Origin of the sequence: Flavobacterium agri (genome assembly GCF_013401995.1) — a bacterium.
GTDB classification, from domain to species: domain Bacteria; phylum Bacteroidota; class Bacteroidia; order Flavobacteriales; family Flavobacteriaceae; genus Flavobacterium; species Flavobacterium agri.
The window spans coordinates 399598-419654 of sequence record NZ_JACBJI010000002.1 but is presented as its reverse complement, the minus strand read 5'-3'; the positions used below and the strand labels follow the sequence as shown (position 1 = coordinate 419654).

At 48.0% G+C, this 20057-nt stretch carries 16 protein-coding genes; 11 read left to right on the top strand and 5 right to left on the bottom strand.

The features are described from left to right. Positions 1-72: 72 nt before the first annotated feature. Positions 73-2847 (bottom strand): 2-oxoglutarate dehydrogenase E1 component, encoded by a 2775-nt coding sequence (locus HZF10_RS05870; RefSeq protein ID WP_176005250.1) that lies wholly within the window; start codon positions 2845-2847, stop codon positions 73-75. 118 nt (positions 2848-2965) lie between these two features. On the opposite strand from HZF10_RS05870, the gene HZF10_RS05865 reads away from it, so the two are divergent. From HZF10_RS05865 to HZF10_RS05855, 3 genes are all read left to right on the top strand, one after another. Further along, positions 2966-3541, top strand: coding sequence for a hypothetical protein (locus HZF10_RS05865; protein ID WP_176005249.1), 576 nt, complete (start codon positions 2966-2968; stop codon positions 3539-3541). Positions 3542-3841: 300 nt separating this feature from the next. After that, the gene (locus HZF10_RS05860; protein WP_176005248.1) at positions 3842-4453 is read left to right on the top strand and encodes a YdeI/OmpD-associated family protein; all 612 of its coding nucleotides are present in this window, start codon (positions 3842-3844) and stop codon (positions 4451-4453) included. 338 nt (positions 4454-4791) lie between these two features. Then, positions 4792-5220: a hypothetical protein gene (locus tag HZF10_RS05855; protein WP_176005247.1), complete on the top strand. Its 429-nt coding sequence runs from the start codon at positions 4792-4794 to the stop codon at positions 5218-5220. Positions 5221-5230: 10 nt separating this feature from the next. On the opposite strand, the gene HZF10_RS05850 is transcribed toward HZF10_RS05855, so the two are convergent. Continuing rightward, positions 5231-5584: a hypothetical protein gene (locus tag HZF10_RS05850; protein ID WP_176005246.1), complete on the bottom strand. Its 354-nt coding sequence runs from the start codon at positions 5582-5584 to the stop codon at positions 5231-5233. Next, the gene (locus tag HZF10_RS05845; protein ID WP_176005245.1) at positions 5581-6549 is read right to left on the bottom strand and encodes a polyprenyl synthetase family protein; all 969 of its coding nucleotides are present in this window, start codon (positions 6547-6549) and stop codon (positions 5581-5583) included. Before HZF10_RS05845 ends, HZF10_RS05850 begins: the two co-directional genes overlap by 4 nt. 147 nt (positions 6550-6696) lie before the next feature. Between HZF10_RS05845 and HZF10_RS05840 the strand changes: the two genes are divergently transcribed. The 8 genes from HZF10_RS05840 (at position 6697) to HZF10_RS05805 (ending at position 18352) form a co-directional block, all read left to right on the top strand. After that, positions 6697-7290, top strand: a complete 594-nt coding sequence (locus HZF10_RS05840; RefSeq protein WP_176005244.1) for a TetR/AcrR family transcriptional regulator — start codon at positions 6697-6699, stop codon at positions 7288-7290. 5 nt (positions 7291-7295) lie between these two features. Then, positions 7296-8645: a TolC family protein gene (locus tag HZF10_RS05835; protein WP_176005243.1), complete on the top strand. Its 1350-nt coding sequence runs from the start codon at positions 7296-7298 to the stop codon at positions 8643-8645. A 10-nt stretch (positions 8646-8655) separates the two neighbouring features. Continuing rightward, entirely contained in the window at positions 8656-9795 is a 1140-nt protein-coding gene (locus HZF10_RS05830; protein ID WP_176005242.1) for an efflux RND transporter periplasmic adaptor subunit, read from the top strand. Between the two features lie 25 nt (positions 9796-9820). Continuing rightward, positions 9821-13300 carry an efflux RND transporter permease subunit gene (locus HZF10_RS05825; protein WP_176005241.1) on the top strand — a complete coding sequence of 1160 codons (3480 nt, stop codon included), beginning with the start codon at positions 9821-9823 and terminating at the stop codon, positions 13298-13300. Between the two features lie 327 nt (positions 13301-13627). Beyond that, positions 13628-16105: a TonB-dependent receptor gene (locus HZF10_RS05820; RefSeq protein ID WP_176005240.1), complete on the top strand. Its 2478-nt coding sequence runs from the start codon at positions 13628-13630 to the stop codon at positions 16103-16105. 72 nt (positions 16106-16177) lie between these two features. Then, positions 16178-16513: a hypothetical protein gene (locus HZF10_RS05815; RefSeq protein ID WP_176005239.1), complete on the top strand. Its 336-nt coding sequence runs from the start codon at positions 16178-16180 to the stop codon at positions 16511-16513. Then, positions 16513-16806 (top strand): hypothetical protein, encoded by a 294-nt coding sequence (locus tag HZF10_RS05810; RefSeq protein ID WP_176005238.1) that lies wholly within the window; start codon positions 16513-16515, stop codon positions 16804-16806. Before HZF10_RS05815 ends, HZF10_RS05810 begins: the two co-directional genes overlap by 1 nt. Beyond that, on the top strand, positions 16796-18352 hold the full coding sequence (locus HZF10_RS05805) for a PepSY-associated TM helix domain-containing protein (RefSeq protein WP_246282485.1): 1557 nt from the start codon (positions 16796-16798) through the stop codon (positions 18350-18352). The genes HZF10_RS05810 and HZF10_RS05805 overlap by 11 nt, the downstream gene beginning before the upstream one ends. Before the next feature lie 54 nt (positions 18353-18406). On the opposite strand, the gene HZF10_RS05800 is transcribed toward HZF10_RS05805, so the two are convergent. Both HZF10_RS05800 and HZF10_RS05795 read right to left on the bottom strand, forming a co-directional pair. Beyond that, entirely contained in the window at positions 18407-18748 is a 342-nt protein-coding gene (locus tag HZF10_RS05800) for a toxin-antitoxin system YwqK family antitoxin (protein ID WP_176005237.1), read from the bottom strand. Between the two features lie 228 nt (positions 18749-18976). Then, entirely contained in the window at positions 18977-19957 is a 981-nt protein-coding gene (locus HZF10_RS05795; RefSeq protein WP_176005236.1) for a TlpA family protein disulfide reductase, read from the bottom strand. Positions 19958-20057 lie beyond the last annotated feature (100 nt).

The following is a 20057-nucleotide window of genomic DNA, read 5'->3' as shown; positions in this document are numbered from 1 at the left end:
ATTTTATGTTGTGTGACTTATGGTTCTATTAGAAACCTCAAAGGTTTTGAAAACCTTTGAGGTTTACAAGTATCAATTAAACAAATCTTTGTCGAATACCATCGCGATTGCGGCGGCGTGACGTTTTTTGGAACGTGCGTAACTTCCGGCGGCCGGCGCACTGTAAGCTTTCAACGAAGCCACGCGCAACTTGACCAAATCGAAATTCATAAGCATGTGGCTGTATGCACCCATGTTTCTCGGTTCTTCCTGCGCCCAAACGAAATCGTCGGCGTTCGGATATGAAGCGATGATTTCCTTGAGTTGCTCGATCGGAAGCGGGAACAATTGCTCGATTCTGACCAAAGCCACGTCTTTGCGGCCCAGATTTTCTCTTTCGGCAAGCAAATCGTAATAGAATTTCCCCGTACAGAATACCAGCGTTTTCACGTCTTTCTTGTTCACCGTCGTATCGTCGAACGTTTCGTGGAAATGTCCTGTCGCAAGTTCGTCCTGAGTCGAAACCACAAGCGGATGACGCAACAAACTCTTAGGCGTAAACACGATCAAAGGCTTGCGGAACGTGGTTTTCATCTGACGGCGCAACAAATGGTAGAAGTTCGCCGGCGTCGTGACATCGGCTACGAACATGTTCTCGTTGGCGCACATTTGCAAGTAGCGCTCCATACGCGCAGACGAGTGTTCGGCACCTTGGCCTTCGTAACCGTGCGGCAATAGCATGACCAATCCGTTCTGGTTGTTCCATTTGTCTTCGGCGGCCGAAATGTATTGGTCGATCATGATTTGCGCCCCGTTCGAGAAATCCCCGAATTGCGCTTCCCAGATCGTGAGTGTTTTCGGGCTTGCAAGCGCGTATCCGTAATCGAAACCAACGACGCCGTACTCGCTCAAAAGTGAATTATAGATGTGGAATTTGCCTTTTCCTTCTTTCAAATCCTGAAGCAGGATCACTTCCTCTTCGGAATCCTCGACTTTCACGACCGCGTGACGGTGGGAGAACGTTCCGCGCTCTACGTCCTGTCCGGAAATACGGACGTCGTAACCTTCGCTCAAAAGCGTTCCGTACGCCAGCAATTCGCCCATCGCCCAATCGAGCTTGTCGCTGTCCCACATGGTTTTGCGGTCGGCGATCAGTTTGGTGATTTTGCTGATGAATTTCTTGTCTTGCGGAAGTTCCGTGATCTGTTTCGCGATTTCGGTCAACGCTTTCTTGTCGAAAGTCGTGTCGACATGTTCGAGCATTTCGGCTTGGTCGGCCTGATGGAAACCTTGCCATTCGTTTTGCATGAAAGGCGTGATGATCGTCAAATCTTTCTTGCGCGAAGCCTCGAGGTTTTCTTCGAGAACCGCTTTGTACTTGTCTTCGAGACCTTTCACAAAGTTGTCGTCGATGATACCGTCGTCCAACAATTGCTCGGCATAGATATCGCGAGGATTTCTGTGTTTTGCGAGGATCTTGTACAATTTCGGCTGGGTGAAACGAGGCTCGTCACCTTCGTTGTGGCCGTATTTTCTATATCCAAGAAGGTCGATGAAGACATCGCCTCCGAATTTCATTCTGTAATCGAGTGCAAACAACATCGCGTGGACGACCGCTTCGGTATCGTCGGCATTGACGTGCAACACCGGAGAAAGCGTGACTTTCGCGATATCGGTACAATACGTAGACGAACGCGCGTCCAGGTAATTCGTCGTAAATCCGACCTGGTTGTTGATTACGATGTGGATCGTGCCCGCGGTTTTGTAGCCGTCGAGTTTCGCCATCTGGACGATTTCGTAAACGATACCTTGTCCGGCGACGGCCGCGTCTCCGTGAACCGCGATCGGCAACACTTTAGAAGCGTCGTTCGGAAAATAACGATCCTGCTTGGCGCGCGTGATGCCTTCGATCACCGCTCCTACAGTCTCGAGGTGAGACGGGTTCGGCGCGAGGTTGATGTTGATCGATTTTCCGGTTTGGGTGCGACGGTCGGCAGTCAATCCGAGGTGGTATTTCACGTCACCGTCGAACAATGCGTCGTCGTCGTAATCTTTTCCGTCGAATTCCGAGAAAATGTCCTGCGTATTCTTTCCGAAAATGTTCGCCAAAACGTTCAAACGTCCGCGGTGCGCCATTCCCATGACGAATTGCTCGACACCTTGTTCGGCCGCAGCCTCGATAAGCGCGTCGACTCCGGGAATAAGCGATTCGCCTCCTTCGAGAGAGAAACGTTTTTGCCCGACGTATTTGGTGTGAAGGAAGTTCTCGAAAGAAACGGCCTCGTTGAGTTTTGAAAGGATGTGTTTTTTCTGGTCGGCCGAGAATTTCGGTCGGTTGTCATTCACACCGATGCGTTCCTGGATCCAAGTGCGCACTTCGGTATCGCGGATGTACATGTACTCGACACCTATCGACTGGCAATAAATGCGGTTCAGGTGCTTGAGGATGTTCTCGAGCGTCGTCGGCTCAAGGTACATGACCTTTGCCGCGTCGAACGTGGTTTGCAAGTCGGCATCGGACAGCCCGAAATTCACCAAATCAAGCGAAGGCGTAAAAACGCGACGCTCGCGAACCGGGTTCGTCTTGGTAAACAAGTGACCGCGAGTGCGGTATCCGTCTATGAGTTTAAGGACGTTGAATTCCTTTTGTAATTTGTCTGAAATGTGAGAGAAATCCTGATTGGAAACCGCTGCGGACGCCATTTCGGAAACCGGCGAGATACCACCGTAAGAACTCGAGCCGAAATCGTAGCCTTGGAAGAAACTTCTCCAGCTTGGTTCGATGCTATCGGGATTTTCGAGGTATTGGTCGTAAAGGTCGGCGAAGAATTCGGTGTGTGCTGCGTTCAGGAATGAAAACCTATCCATAATTATTGGAAAATGTGACTACGTTTTGAAAATAGTTCCGCAAAAGTACGACAATTGCCAAAAAGTCTACACCTTTTTTAGATACTTTTATGGATGTAATGAAATACCCCAAAAAGTCATGAAAATACCTGCTGCCGTTCGTTTTAGATTACTGTCGATTCTTACGGTTTGGGCGGTGTTTTCTTCGGCTTCACACGCACAGGACGGCTCTTGGGACGGACCCGATCCGTATCGTTCCGAATTTTGGTCGCATGTACAGGTCGGTAGCGGTTTAGGGCTTGGTTTCGGAAGCGGATACACCGATATCGCGATCGCTCCGAGCGCCATTTACAACTTCAACAAATACATTGCGGCCGGCGTCGGGCTTAACGGAAATTATGTGCGTTACAAGGATTACAGCCTTACCATAGACGAATATCGTTCCTGGATTTACGGCGGAAGCGTCATCGGACTTTTCATGCCGATCGAACAATTGCAATTATCGGTCGAATTGGAACAACTGCGTGTGAATTCCCGCTTGGAAACCACCGAATTCGGCACGGTGCACGACGATTTCTGGAACACCGGATTGTTCGTCGGTGCGGGTTATCGCACACAAAACGTAACGGTCGGACTTCGATACAACCTGCTTTACGATCCCGACAAGACCGTGTACGCCGATTCGTGGATGCCGTTCGTGCGTATTTATTTTTGAAGCTTCAGAATCCAATCCAGAATCAGGGCCGAACTTGCTATTATACCTACAAACGTCATGAAATACAACATAAAACGCCGAAGTCTATACCTAAAATTACTATGGAGATCGCCAAAACTGTCGGCGTCCTGAAATTTTGGCCGCGATGTATTCCATTGATAAACCGATACCGCAATCAATACGGCGGTCGTCACTAAAATCAAAATCTGTTCAACGGCCGTGTTTTGCATCATAATCATAAGCTTTGAGCGGCAAATGTAAGTACCTAAACCAAATTTTCTCTATCGCAAAAACAACAATATGACAAATTACAATTCCCAAGTAGACGAATACATCTCCAAGTCGGCCGATTTCGCAAAACCGATCCTCGAACATTGGCGCAAACTCGTGCATGAAGCTTGCCCGGATGTCGTCGAAACCATCAAGTGGGGTTATCCGCATTTCGATTATAAAAACGATTTCATGGGCGTGATCGCGGCCCGCAAGGATTATTGCACGTTCACGTTCGTCAAGTCGGAACTCATGAAAGACGAGCGTTTGAAAGACAGCAAAAGCCAAAAGCCCGAAGCGCGGTTTTTAGGCCGGATTTCAAAACTGTCGGACTTGCCGTCGGACAAAGAATTCATTTCTTTCATCAACGAAGCGATGCAACTCAACGACAAAGGCGAAAAAGTCGTCAAGCCGAAATCGGACAAACCCAAAGTTCTGGAAACGCCCGATTATCTGATCAAAAGACTGGAATCGAACCCCAAAGCGAAAGAGGTTTTCGACAGCAAATCGGATTCTTTCCGAAAAGAATACATCGGTTGGATTGCCGACGCCAAGACCGAAGCGACCCGTGAAAAGCGCATGAACGAAGCGATCGAATGGATTTCGGAAGGGAAAAGCCGGTATTGGAAATACGCGAAGTGATTATAACTGCTTTACATATTTGATGATCAACACAATAGAAGCAACAACCATCATTACAAAATATACCAGGATAAAATAGCTACGCTGGACACCTCGGAATCTATAGACCGATCTTTCGTATTCTTTTGGGTTTTTCTTTTTTTGAAACAACTTTTTTGCGGATCTGTAAGCGATGAACCCGAAAAAAATCGTGAATAGTACGAATCCTATCACTTGGTCTGTTTGGGCGGCCGAAACATTGGCAAGAAAAATCATGGTGCGAATTTAACATTTGCTACAGAAAATCTGTACTTCCATTTTCGATTTCCAAAGTAATTTCACGGTTCAATCTATACGCCATGAAATTTTGTTATCTGCCTTTAGCATTGCTGCTGTTCGGCTGCAGCTCACCCAAATCTGAAAAAACGGGAATCGTTTACGCCGGCAATTTTGAGCTTCTCAACAAAACCGAACTCGCCGAAAAATGGAACGCCATGCTCGAAAAGAACGGTTTCCAAACGCGATTGTCCACATTCAAGATCCGAAAGAACTACGACGGTGCGACCGATGAAACCTATTATTACCTGTTCGCCGAATCGCTCGACAATACGACCAAAGCCGCGACGATACTCAATCGCGACCGGAATTACTTTTATATCGAGAAGAAACCGGAATTCATCGTCTGTTCGTGCGTAGAAGGAACGCCGCGCCAGTTCGACCATCAATGGATTTGCGAATCCCAAACCGACGAATCGGATTGCACCGAAACGATCCTCGCGTCGAAATAATCGAAAAAAATCAGAATTTGTTGCGGAACCAGACTTTCTGCCATTCGCGTTTCAAAACCAGGAAAGCGACTTGTTGCGAAAGTTCCACGATGTCGGATCCGTCGAGTTTTTTGACCTCGTTTTCGGGAACGTCGATAATGTAAAGCAGGTTCAAATATTCGGCGAACTTATATTGTATGAGACGGTAAATTTTCTCGTGAAGCTGTACTTTGAGTTCTTCGGGAGTAGTGCTTTTCGGGAAGTCGACCGCATCGTTGGCCAAATTGAAATCCTTGTTGAGTTGCTCGATGAGCTTGATGTACAAGTCTTCTTTTTCGGCTTCAGACAGCAAAGCATCGGTAGAAACAGGCGCGACGAAACTCATACGTTGCGGTTCATTAGGTTTTCGCCGAAGTTGCGCAAAATGAATTTCTTGTCTTCGGAAATAGTGAGTTTCGCGAGCGTACCGAACGCCTTGAACGTGTATTCGCGTATGGCTTCGCGAGTGGCTTCGGAAGCGCCGCTGTCATCGAAAATCCGCTTGACGGAATCGATCTTATCGGTATTGTCGTTCGGACTTATGGAATACAAGTGCTGCAATTGCTCTTTTTCGTCGGCAAATGCCAATGCTTTCAAATACAGATAGGTCTTCTTGTTCTCGATGATGTCGCCTCCGACCTGTTTACCGAATGTTGCCGGATCGCCGAAAGCGTCGAGGTAATCGTCCTGCAGTTGGAACGCGATGCCCAAGTTGCGGCCGAAATCGTAAATCAGGTTTTGGTCATTTTCGGAAGCTTTGGCAACGATCGCACCCATTTTCAACGCAGCGCCTACCAAAACCGCCGTCTTGTACTCAATCATCTTGAGATATTCGGGAATGGTCACGTCGTCGCGCGTCTCGAAATCGACATCCCATTGCTGGCCTTCGCACACTTCGAGCGCGGTCTTGCTGAAGAGTTTGGCCAGGTCGCGGAAAGTCTCGGGTTCGTATTGCTCGAAATACCGATATGCCAAAATTAGCATCGCATCTCCCGAAAGAATCCCCGTGTTCAGATTCCACTTTTCGTGTACGGTTTCATTGCCGCGTCTCAAAGGAGCATCGTCCATGATGTCGTCGTGCACAAGCGAGAAATTATGGAACATTTCCACCGCCAAAGCCGCGGGCAACGCCTCTTTATACGAAGCGTCGAAGATTTCGGCTCCCATCAACGTCAATACCGGGCGCATGCGCTTTCCGCCTATGCCGATAATGTAATCGACCGGCTCGTAAAGCCCTAGCGGTTCTTTGAGCAACGTTTGTTTCGAGAGGTAATCCGAGAAAAGATCGCGGTATTGGTCGATGGTATGCATATGCGAATTTCGCGCTAAGGTAGCGGTTTGGCCGCGTTTGGCAAAAAACCCAATATTCGGTTGTGTTAAAAAAATGTAAATACTTAGGAAACTTTTTTTGTGTCAAAAGTTTCCGCTTTAGATTTGCACAGATCTGAAGCACTGATAATGAAAGATAAAATTGTTGCCAAAGCCACCGAAATGTTTCTCAAGTTCGGTTTCAAAAGTGTCACGATGGACGACATCGCCAACGACATGGGCATTTCAAAAAAGACGATCTACAAGTATTTCATCAATAAGGAAGTGCTCGTCATAGAATCGACTTCTACGGTGCATCAGCATGTGATCGATACCATCGCATCGATTGTCGAGAAAAATTACAATCCTGTGGAAGAGAATTTCGAGATCCGCAAAATCTTCGAAGGCATTTTCCAATCTGCCGACGCCTCGCCTCTTTATCAGTTGAAAAAACACTATCCCGATATCTACAAACTCGTCATGGACAAGGAGGAACACGAGTGTTTTCAATACATGCGCCACAATATCCAAAGAGGAATCGAGCAAGGGTATTACCGCGAAAACCTCGACCTGGAAAACTCGATGCGCTTTTACTGGACGCTGATCATGCACATCAACGAAACGACGATGCTCGAAAAAGACGCCAAAAAACTCGAACTCGCGGCACTTTGCTATCACACGCGTGCCATCGGGACCGAAAAAGGCATCCAAGAACTCGAAAAGCAACTATCAATAAATACTTAACCCATATGAGAAACATTCTTTTGCTATTATTTTTAACCGTGTCCGCTCTCGGATTCGCTCAGGAAACCCAGCAGCGGTACACCTTGAGCCTCGAGCAAGCCGTCGCCCATGCGCTCGAGCACAACTACACGGTTATCAATTCGAAGCGCGACATCGAGAAAGCCGAACGCAAGAAGTGGGAAACCACCGCAACCGGATTGCCGCAAATCAACGCGGGTGTCGATTATACGTATAATATCGTGATCCCGAAAACGTCGATTCCGGCGCAATTGGTAGACAGTACCGCCGGTCCGGGCGAATTCAGGGCGGTGGAATTCAGTCCGAAGCAGACGATGACGGCGCGCACGACATTGAACCAGTTGATTTTCGACGGTTCGTACATCGTGGCGTTGCAGGCATCGAAAACCTATCTGAAATACTATCAGAACTACAAGCGCAAAACCGATCAGGAAGTGCGCGAAATGGTCGTCAATGCTTACAGCAACGTGCTTTTGACCGAGGAAAGCATCGAAATCCTCAAAAAAAACAAATCGATCCTCGAGAAAACGCTTCACGACACGGACGAGACGTTCAAACAAGGGCTTATCGAAGAGGAAAGCGTCGAACAATTGCAGATCACATTGGCCACGGTGAACAACAACCTCAACAATTCCCAACGTCTGCGCGAGATTTCACTCAATCTTTTGAAACTGAATTTGGGTATCGATTTGGGTTCGGAAGTAATCCTGACCGACAAACTCGACGCGCTCACGCAACAAAACCTGGAACTGGCTTTTTCGTCTTCGGAATTCGACGTGAAGAACAATATCGATTACCAGATCGGAGAGAATTACAGCGAACAAAGACGTTTGGAATACAAACTTGAAAAGGCCAAAGCGCTTCCGTCTTTGTCGGCGAATTTGAATTTGGGTACGAACGCGTTTTCGGATGAACGTTTCGATTTTCTCCAAAGCAACAAGCCGTGGTTCGCATATTCGAGCGTCGGCGCCTCGTTGAACTGGCCGATTTTCACGAGTTTCGGAAGACACGCCAAAATCCAACAAGCCAAAATCGCTTACGACCAGGCCAAAACCGATTTGACGCATACCGAACAACAACTCAAACTCGCCTACTTACAGGCAAAAAGCGAATACGAATTCAGCATCGAGCAATACGCGACTTACAAAAGCAACCTGAAACTGGCCGAGCGCATCGAAAACAAGCAACAGGTCAAATTCACCGAAGGTTTGTCTACGAGTTTCGACTTCAACGACGCCCAACAACAATTGTACACCGCCCAGCAGCAATACCTGCAATCGATGATAGACGTCATCAACAAACGCGCGGCTTTAGAAAAAATAATCACGAAACCATAACCAATTTCCCATGAAACGACTACTTATCATATCAGCATTCTCACTTTTTGCGGCGTCTTGCGGAGGCGGAGGCGAAAAGACAGGCAGCACCGCCGACGTGATCAAATCGAACAATCTCGATCAGATGAAGGCGCGTCGCGAAGCCGTTCAGGCCGAATTGACCCAACTCGACGAGGCCATCGAAAAAATCGACACCGTACGCGAAGAAGCGTTGGTTTCGGTGATGAAAGTGCAGAACACCGTCTTCAATCATTACGTAGAAATCCAAGGTAATGTAACGACCGACCAGAACATCATCATCTATCCGGAATATGCCGGGGTTTTGACCCAACTCAACGTCAAGGCCGGACAACGAGTATCCAAAGGACAAGTCCTTGGGCGTATTGACGACGGCGGACTCGGTCAACAAGTCGCACAACTCGAAACACAACTCGCATTGAGCAAAACCACTTTCGATCGACAAAAACGCCTTTGGGACCAAAAAATCGGATCTGAAATCCAATACCTTCAGGCCAAAACCAATATGGAAAGCCAGCAGAAAGCGGTTTCCCAAGCGAAAGCCCAATTGGCGAAAACCGTGGTTCGCGCACCGTTTTCGGGAACGATCGATGAAATCATCACCGAAAGAGGCCAGGTTGCCGACCAACAGAACGGTTTGATGCGCATCGTAAGCCTTGGCGACATGTACGTCACGGCAACGATTCCCGAAAATTATGTGGCCAAAGTAAAAGTGGGCACTTTGGTCGATGTCGAACTATCGGCTTTGGGCAAAACCTATAAAGGAAAAGTGCGTCAGGTGGCGAGCAGCATCAACGCGGCCAACCGCAGTTTCGGCATAGAAGTTTCGGTTCCGAATACCGATAATCTGCTGCGTCCGAACCAGGTCGCCAAGCTCAAGGTTATCGATTACACGAACAAGGCTTCGATTTCGGTGCCGTCCAATCTTTTGCTCGAAGACGCCAAAGGCCAGAAATACCTGTATGTGGCCGAAAACGCCAACGCCAAAAGCGGAATCGCCAAGAAAGTCATCGTCAAGACCGGACAGACTTCGGGTAATTCTACCGAAATCCTGTCGGGCCTCAAATCGGGCGACGTGATCGTAACCGAAGGCGCAAGCGGAGTGGCCGAAGGCACCAAACTGAATTTCTGATACAGAAAACCTAACACGCAATCAAATGATCAACGAACATCACGATAATAAAGAATTCAGCATCTCGAGTTGGGCTGTAGACAATCGGGTGACGGTGTACATCTTCACCTTCATCATCGTCCTGACGGGCATCATGGCCTACATCACGATGCCGCGCGAAGACTTCCCCGAAATCATCGAGAACAAGATTTACGTTTCGAGCGTTTTCCCCGGAAACTCTTCGGAAGACGTAGAAAAACTCGTCGTCAAGCCGCTTGAGGACGAAATCAAGAACATCAGCGGCGTGACCAAAGTAACCTCGAGCTCGTTCCAGGATTACGGCATGATCGTAGTCGAATTCGACGAAAAAGTCAAGAACGAGGAAGCCAAGGCGCGCGTCAAGGACAAAGTCGATCTTTCGAAAGCCGATTCGGATTGGCCGAATTTGGACAACGGAAGTAAAGTCGAACCCTCGGTTTTCGATTTGAACATTTCGGAAGAAGTGCCGATTTTGAACATCAACCTCCAAGGAAATTACACGGCCCAACAGCTCAAGAAATACGGCGAATACCTCGAAGACGAAATCGAGGACATACCCGAAATCAAGCAAGTCGACATTTTGGGCGTCGACGACCGAGAAGTGGAAATCGCGCTCGACGTCTTCAAAATGAACGCGGCCAAAGTAAGCTTCGACGACGTGGAAAGAGCCGTAAAAGGCGAAAACGTCACGCTTTCTGGCGGTAATCTGATTACGCAAGGTTTCCGAAACAACATCCGTATCGTCGGTGAAATCGACAAACCGATCGAACTCGAGAACGTGATCGTAAAATCGCAAGGCGGAAACGTATTGCTCAAGGACATCGCCAAAATCGAGTTCAAAGAGAAAGAAAGAACGACGTATGCGCGTGAATCGGGTGACGAAGTCGTGATGCTTTCGGTGAAGAAACGCTCGCGCATGAACATGATCGATGCGATTGACAAAACGCGCGAAGTCATCAAGGAAGCCCAGGAAAAAGTGCTCCCGAAAGATTTGAAAATCAGCATGACCAACGACCAATCGTCTCGCGTCGAGCATCAGGTGGACGAATTGTCGAACCACATCATTTTCGGTATCATCCTCGTCATGATCGTTTTGATGTTCACGATGGGATTGCGCAACTCGCTTTTCGTGGGTGCGGCGATTCCGTTGTCGATGCTTATGGCGTTCGGAATTTTGAACGCGTTCGGCGTCACGCTCAACACGATGGTGCTCTTCGCTCTCGTCATGGGTCTCGGTATGCTCGTGGACGACGGAATCGTGGTCGTCGACAACGTGTTCGCGAACATGAAAAAAGGTATGGACAGGATCCACGCGTCGAAAATCGGTATCGGGGAAATCGCATGGCCGGTAATCTCGTCTACGGCGACGACGCTTGCGGCCTTCTTCCCGCTTGGTTTGTGGCCAGGCACGATGGGAAAATTCATGTTCTACTTCCCGATGACGCTGTCGGTCGTACTTGGCGCGTCGCTTTTCGTGGCGATGATCATCAACGCGTCGATGACTGCGGGCTCGATGGACATCGAAGACAAGAACATCTCGAAGAAAACGCTTAAGTTCTATACGATCCTTTTCACGTGTATCGCCATCGTGTTCCTGGTTTTGGGCAACATCGTGTTCGATTCCAAAGGACTTCGCGCGATCGGAAACCTTTCAGTGATCGCGATCGTGTTCATGTGGCTTTACCGATTGAGGATTTTCAAATGGACGCAGGATTTCCAGCACAGTTTCTTTCCGAGGATGGAAGCGCGTTACCAGAATTTCCTTGCGAAAATATTGCATGGCAAACGTCCGTTCTATGCGCTTTTCGGCATCATCGGATTGTTGTTCCTGTCGTTCGTGCTGCTCGGAATTTTCCCGCGTCAGGTGTTGTTCTTCCCGGATAACATCCCGAACCAGGCCATCGTATACCTCGAATATCCGCAAGGAACAGACATCGACAAGACCGATAAGACCACGAAATTCATCGAAAGACAGGTGATCGACGTGATGAAGAAATACGTCGATCCTTCGACGAAAGAGAATTTCCTCGCCGAATCTATCGTTTCCCAAGTCGGTATGGGCGCGAGCAATCCTAACGTGGATGCCGGTTCGCAAGCCGAAACGCCTTACAAAGGAAAAGTGACGATCAACTTTCGCGAATTCAAGTTCCGTCGCGGCGTGAACACGGCCGATATTCTGGAAGAGGTGCGCGATAAGGTGAAACTCGTTCCGGGCGCTAAAATCACGGTTGAAAAAGACGCCGCCGGACCGGCTTCGGGCTATCCGATTTCGGTTCAGCTTACCGGAACCGATTACGACGAGATGCTCGTAGAAGCCGACAAGCTCATCGCGTTCATCAACTCGAAAAAAATTCCGGGTATCGAAAAACTACAGGTCGACATCAACAAAGAAAGTCCGGAACTCGAAGTCAAGATCGACCGCGTGAATGCCGGAAGCCTCGGCACATCGACAGGCGCCGTCGGTTATACGATGCGACGCGCGCTCTACGGACAGGAAATCTCGACGTATAAAGAAGGCGACGACGATTACGACATCACGATGCGTTTGCAGGAAGACCAGCGCAAGAACGAAAGCGTACTGTTCAACCAACCGGTGACGTTCACGAACAACCGCGGCGAAATCATTCAAGTGCCGATTTCGGCTGTGGCGACATCGGAAAAAACGACCGCCTTCAACCAGATCAAACGCAAGGATTACAAGCGCATCATGACCGTGTACTCGAACTTGATCACGGGTTATAACGCCGATGCGATCATGAAGGAAATCGGCACGCAGCTCAAGGATTACAAGTTTGCGGGAGATGTGACGTATTCATTCTCTGGCGAACAGGAAGAACAGGCAAAAAACCAGTCGTTCCTGTTTACGGCTTTGTTGCTGGCATTGTTCGGAATCATGACGATCATCGTTTTGCAGTTCAACTCGGTATCGAAAACATTGATCATCATGTTCACGGTATTGCTGAGTTTCTCGGGTGTGTTCTACGGATACGTGATCGCAGGAATGGATTTCGTGATCCTGATGACGATGATGGGAATCATCTCGCTCGCGGGTGTCGTCGTGAAGAACGGTATCGTACTGATGGACTTCTTCGTATTGTTGCTCGACCAGAAAGTGCGCGAGTACGATGTGAAAACACATGACGATTTGCCTCTTGAAGTCGTAAAAGAAGTGATCATCGAATCGGGGAAATCAAGGCTTCGTCCGGTATTGTTGACGGCCTTGACGGCGGTTCTCGGTTTGATTCCGCTTGCGATCGGGCTCAACTTCGATTTCTTCTCGTTGATTACCGATTTGAACCCACACGTGTTCATAGGAGGTGACAACGTAATTTTCTGGGGACCATTGGCCTGGACGATCATCTTCGGTTTGACCTACGCGACCGTATTGACGCTCGTGATGGTGCCGGTGATGTTCTACCTTGTGAAAAGAACCAAATACTGGTTGCGACGCCGCAGGGCCAAAAAGGTCGAAATCGCGACCGCATAACGCAAATACCACTCTGTTGCAAAACCGTTCCATTTGAAAAAGTGGAGCGGTTTTTTTTTTGAAATTCCAAGAGATTCCTCCTTCGTCGGAATCAAAAAAAATCCAATCGAACGCCGATCCGAGTCTTGATGAATGATCAGATGTCACAAAAAACATATACAATCACAAGTGTTTTTAAGACACAATTTGGAATCCCTTGATTTATGGGTTAAAAATTTATCGGATTCCGAAAAAATTGCGTGCATTTTATCTTATTTAGAATAAATAAAAATAAACTTGTTTAACTGGATTTCGGGTTTTAGTTTTGCAGCCGTAAAATTTAACTTCATGAAATCTAACTCCATCAAACATTTGCTTTTTGCTTTGTCACTTTTGTGCTTCGCCGCAACAGGCCTTGCACAGACGGCGTCGGTAAAAGGTAAAATCTCTTTGTCTACGGGTACGAATGCCGACAACGTTTCCGTGACCATCAAAAACACACAAATCGGCACGGTTACCGATACGGACGGGAATTATGAAATCAAAAATTTGAAACCGGGTAATTACGTATTGCGCGTTTCGCTTGTCGGATTCTCCTCAAAAGAAAAAAACATCACGCTTCAGGCCGGATCTGAAATCGTCGAGAACTTCGAATTGGCTTCAGGAAGCGAACAATTGGCCGAAGTGACCATCGAAAACGGAAAAACCAACAAATTTGCGCGCAAGGAAAGCGTCGTGGTTTCTAAAATGCCACTCAAAAACCTTGAAAACCCGCAAGTTTATACGACTATTTCGGGCGAATTGCTCAAAGAACAGGTCGTGACCAATATAGACGACGCGCTTAAAAACGCTCCGGGACTTTCCCAACTTTGGGTTTCTACAGGACGCGGCGGCGACGGCTCGGGTTACTATTCGCTTCGCGGATTCGCCGTTCAGCCTACGATGGTAAACGGTCTTCCGGGACTTACAAACAGCTCATTAGATCCGCAGAACATCGAGCGCATCGAAGTCATCAAAGGCCCGTCGGGAACGCTTTTCGGAAGCAGCCTTATTTCTTACGGCGGTTTGATCAACATCAATACAAAGCGTCCGTACAACCATTTCGGAGGTGAGATTTCATACATCTCGGGAAGCTATGGTTTGAACCGATTGACGGCAGACGTGAACGTTCCGCTTGATTCCGAGCACAAAATGAACTTCCGTTTGAATTCGTCTTTGCACAAAGAAGACAGCTTCCAGGATGCTGGTTTCCGCAAATCGTTCTTCGTCGCACCTTCATTGTCTTTCGAGGCCAACGACCGTCTTTCGTTCTTGGTCAATGCCGAAATCCTCAACTGGGAAAGCACGAACCCGACGATGTTGTTCTTCGACCGAAACGCTCCATTGCGCGTGCACGACATGAACCAGTTCCGTTACGACAACAAGAAATCGTACACGAGCAACCAATTGACGCTTGAGACGCCTTCATACAATTTGCAAGGTCAAATGTTCTACAAGCTTAGCAGCAAATGGACTTCGCAGACCGTTTTGTCCAGAAGCTCGCAAAAATCGCAAGGGTATTATTCGTATTTGTACGAAGGTTCGCAGTTCCTTCCGATTACAGAAGGCGTGACGTTCGCCCGTTATTTCAACTACCAGAACTCGACCGGGCAAACGACCGATATCCAACAGAATTTCATCGGAGATTTCAAAATCGGTCAACTGCGCAACCGCATCGTGGCCGGTTTGGATTACTTCAACCGCACGCAAACCGACAACAGCAGTGGTTATGTACAGAACGGATTCGTTTACGTGGGCAACTCGCTCGATCAGTTCAACGCGATGCTTGGTATTACAGATCCGACGCAGTTCGTCGACGACAGCGGCGATTTGACAAAAGCCGGATCGGATGCGTTGCTCGAAGGCGCACCGATCAACATCTCGAAATCGAAACAAGACGTTTACAGCGTTTACGCGTCGGACGTATTGAACATCACACCGGCGCTTTCCGCTATGGTCAGCGGACGTATCGACCGTTTCTTCAACTACATCGACGCGCATCAGGACAACCCGCAGGCGCAAACGACGTTCTCGCCTAAATTCGGTTTGGTGTACCAGCCGATCCTTGACAAAGTCTCTGTTTTCGCCAATTACATGGACGGATTCACGAATACGGCTCCAAGTTCCGATCGCATCAACGGCGTGAACAGACCGGTGGTTTTCGATCCGGAGCACGCCAAACAATTCGAAATCGGTACGAAAGTCAATTTGATGGGCGACAAGATCACGGCGAGCTTGAGCTATTTCGACATCCGCGTTACCGATGCCGTATATTCTACGCTTGAAGCCGATCCGGATCCGAACGACAACATTCCGGGCGATTTGATCAACCACCAGGACGGCGCGCAGAAAAACCGCGGTTTCGAGGCCGATGTGCAGGCGAACCCGATCGAAGGTTTGAACTTGGTTTTCGGTTACAGCTACGTAGATTCGAGATTGACGCAAGGCGATGCCGATTTCGTCGGCAACCGACCTGAAAGTGCCGGACCGCGTAACCTTGTGAACTTCTGGGCAAGCTATAAATTCCGTGGCAAGCTAGACGGTTTCGGTATCGGTTTCGGAGGAAACTACGCCGACAAGAACCGCATCATGAACCGCAACTATGCCGGAACGTTCACGCTTCCGTCTTACACTGTATTGAATTCGTCGCTTTTCTATACGAAAGATCGTTTCACGTTGACTTTGAAGGTAGACAACATCGCCAACAAAGACACCTACGACGGTTGGTCGACGGTTCACCCGCGCAACATGAGAAGCGTTTTGGGAGGATTGACGTATAAGTTTTAATAATTAAGTAGTTAGCTGGAAGGCCCCGATTCGCGTCGGGGTTTTCGGGCTGATGTAAAATACGGTTTCGATATGATGACAATAGGCGCGTTATTGGCTTTCTTCGGATTCTTCTCGGGTTACAATTCTTCGAGAAAAGCGGTTTTGACGGGAGATTCCAAATTGGAGCTTTGGCTTAGGAACAATCCTTCGAACGCAAAAACGGCAGGATTGCTATTGCTTATTGCCGCACTCCTGTTGTTGGTGATGAACAGAGGCATCGGAGCGGGAACATTCGTGTTTTTTGTGATGCTGATCGTATTCGGAAGCCTGATTGTACTACTTTCGCCATTGAAAATCGTAACGCTTAAAACGGCCGGAATCGCTTTCGTCATCGCCATTTCGATCGAACTCCTAAATCTCGTCTGATGCCTGCGAATCCTAAATATCTCACGCCCGCTTTTTGGCCGCGATTCTCGAAGATCACGGCTGCGATTTTAGGCAGTTATCTCGTGACGGTTTCGTTCCATCAGATGCTTATCTCTTGGTTGGATCGCGAGGATATGCTCATTACGATGGCGTATTCGGGCTTTATCGTTTGGGTGGCGCTCATGATCGTGACCTTCATCGCCAAAAGCGGCTGGAAAATGTGGGCGCTTTATTTGCTGCTGACCGCGATTTTCGCAGGATTGACTTACGCCGGAATCTCTTATGACGCCTGACATGGAAAACCGCAAGTACAACATATTCTTTCATTTGCACACCGTGAGCGGCATCGTGATCAGCGTGTTGCTGTTTGTGATTTTCTTTGCGGGCTCGTTCTCGTTTTTCCGCGACGACATCGACAATTGGCAGCGCAACGAATCGGCCGAGGCCAATGAATATCTCAACATCGATTTCGACAAGGCGATTTCGTCTTTGGATACGGCTTACGTGCTTAAAGGACGCACGTTTCAACTAAGTCGTCCGCATGGCGAGAAGGCTTTTATCGCGCATCTTGACCCGACCAAAGATTCGCTTGTCGACAAGAAAGCGCGCGAACACCAATATGCGTACGTCGATCCCGAGACGTTCAAAAAAGAGACGTACGAACAAAATTACAAGCTTGGGGAGTTTTTGTACCGATTGCATTTCCTCGCGCAGATTCCGTATCCGTATGGCTATTACCTCGCCGGATTCACGGCTTTGTTCTTCCTGTTCGCGATCATCACGGGCGTTCTGGTACATTGGAAAAAGATCGTTTCTAATTTCTATACGTTCCGACCGAAGGAAAAACTCAAGACGCTTTGGACCGATTCCCACACGGCTTTAGGCATGATCGGGTTGCCGTTCCAGTTCGTGTATGCGGTGACGGGCGCGTTTTTCCTGATCAATATTTTCCTTGTCGCACCAAGCGTGATGACGTTTTTCGGAAACGATTCGGAGAAACTCTATCAGGATTTGGGCTTTACGAACAAACCGATCGAATACACCGGAAAACCTCTGGAAAATCCGATCAGCCTGAATGCGCTCGCCAAAACCGCAGAAACCCAATTCAGGGATTTCCGCCTGACATTTATCGAAGTGCAGAATTTCGGGGATGCGAACATGCAGGTGATTGCCGACGGTGCGATTCCGAAAGACGAAAAATTCACGGGTTTCGGGCGCGTGGTTTTCAATGCTAACGGAAACATCGTCTCGAAAAAAGATCCGCGTGCCGCCACTACTTATCTGGACGGAGCGAAAAACGTGCTGTATAAAATCCATTATGGAGATTATGCGGGTTACGGACTCAAGATCGTGAGCTTCATGCTGGGTTTGATTACGTGCTTTGTGATCCTGTCGGGCGTGATGTTGTGGCTTGTGGCGCGCGACAAGAAAAAAATCGACCCGAAAAAGAAGCGTTTCAACGAAACCGTGGTGCGCATCTATTTGTCGATTTCACTGACGATGTTCCCGATTACGGCCGCGACGTTCATTGCCGTAAAACTCAACCCGAATTCGGATATGACGTTCCTTTACGGTTTTTACTTTATCGGATGGCTTGTGTTGGCCACGTTGTTCTTCATCAAGAAAAATCTTGGCTTCATCAATAAATATTGCCTGCTTTTGGGAAGTATCGTCGGTTTCGCGGTTCCGATCGTAAACGGAATGGTCACCGGAAATTGGCTATGGCGATCTTTGCCCGACGGAATGTTCTCGATCTTCTTCGTCGACGCGCTTTGGATCGTCCTTTCTGTGCTCGCGCTTTACGCATTCTTCAAGATACGCAACACACAAAACGCATAAAAACAAAAAAGGCTGCCGATGAATCGACAGCCTTTTTATATTGGAAATACTGATTTAGTTTTTGGCTACGGCCTGATTCCAGTTGTGTACCGCAGAAACACGGCTGTTGGAATAGTCGACCTCGCTTAGCGTATTGTCGTTCCAGAAGAACCACTTTCCGGTTTTTTGGCCGCTGGTGTATTCTCCCATCGATTTTTTGTTTCCGTTTATGTCGTAAGCAATCCATTTGCCATCGGCTTTGCCATCTTTGAAATAGCCTTGCTGGCTGATCTGGCCGTTGTCGTGGTAATATGTCGCTTTAACCAATTGTCCGTCCGCTTCGAGTTTTGGCTCTTTCTCCTGGGCCGATACGAAAGCCGAAACCAACATAGCCGCTGCAATAAAGTACTTTTTCATTATAGTAGGTTTTTTGGGAATTCCTTTAGATATAGTGAAACAACCACGGGAATTCTTTGGTTAAACATTCATTCTGAAACAAATGTAGCTAACCACTTTACACAAACCAAACTTTTGCTTAACAATTTGGTAACATTGAAGAAAACTTAACATTGGAAATCAAAAAACCCCGCAATGACGCGGGGTTTCAGGGTATGGCAATTTTATTGCGCATTTTTTTATTTGCTGTTATTTGACCAAAGTGTCCAATTTCGCGACCAAATTAGGGTCAGATGGTCTTGGAGCGTCCGAGTCGATGATTTTTCCGTCAGGTCCGATCAAGATGAAGCGCGGAATCGACTGGATTCCGTAAGCCTTAGCCCAGTCTGAGTTCCAGTCTTTGTCGGCCATTACCTGAACACCACCCAATTTCTTGTCGTCTACGAATTTCTTCCATTTGTCGTGGTCTTTTTGCGCATCGATCGAAACGCTTACGAACTCGATATTCTTGCCGTGGTACTTCTCCTCGACTTTCGCCAAATGCGGGATTTCCTGACGGCAAGGCCCACACCAGGTTGCCCAAGTGTCGATGTACACGTATTTACCTTTAAGCGCGGAAAGCTTGGTTTTTCCGCCTTTGTGGTTTTCGTATTCGAAGTCCGGAGATACCGTTCCGTTGAGTTTAGCCATGGCCGCTTTGGCCGCGAACATCTGCTCTAACTGGCCTTTGCTTTGTTGAAGGCTCATCGTCATTTGGGTGCGGAACTGATCGTTGATGTCTTTTTCACCGAGTTTGGCCGTAACGTCTTTCGTGAGTTTGTCGTATCCGGTAAGGAAACCTTGTTGGTCGTTCTTTTCCATTAGCGGATCGAGTTTTTCCTGCTCAATCGCCATATAAGCCAAAACGTTACTCTCGGCAGAACCTTTGCCCGAATACTTGATGGTCTCGTCGAACATTTTCGCGTCCATTTTCAATGTGATGTCAGAACCCGGAGTCAGGTAAAGCTGTGTGACTTCGGTTCCGTCGCCAAGTTGGTAGAAACCTTGAGGCGCTTCGAAAGTATCGGAGAATTTTCCGTCTTTTCCTTTGATGACCTTGTTGAAATTACGCCCCTTGATCACGATGGAATCGGAATTCCGGTTCTGGATCTCGGCCGTGAACTTCACCTTATTGTCTTGTGCGTACAATCCTGCGGATGCGAGGAATAGCCCTAAAAGTAATTTTTTCATGTGTTGTCGGATTTTTAACAGAGATGTAAATGTAAGGGATAATTTGATTTGGTGATTTGTTTGGGAAAATTTTCACATGATAATAGATGGAAGACGCATA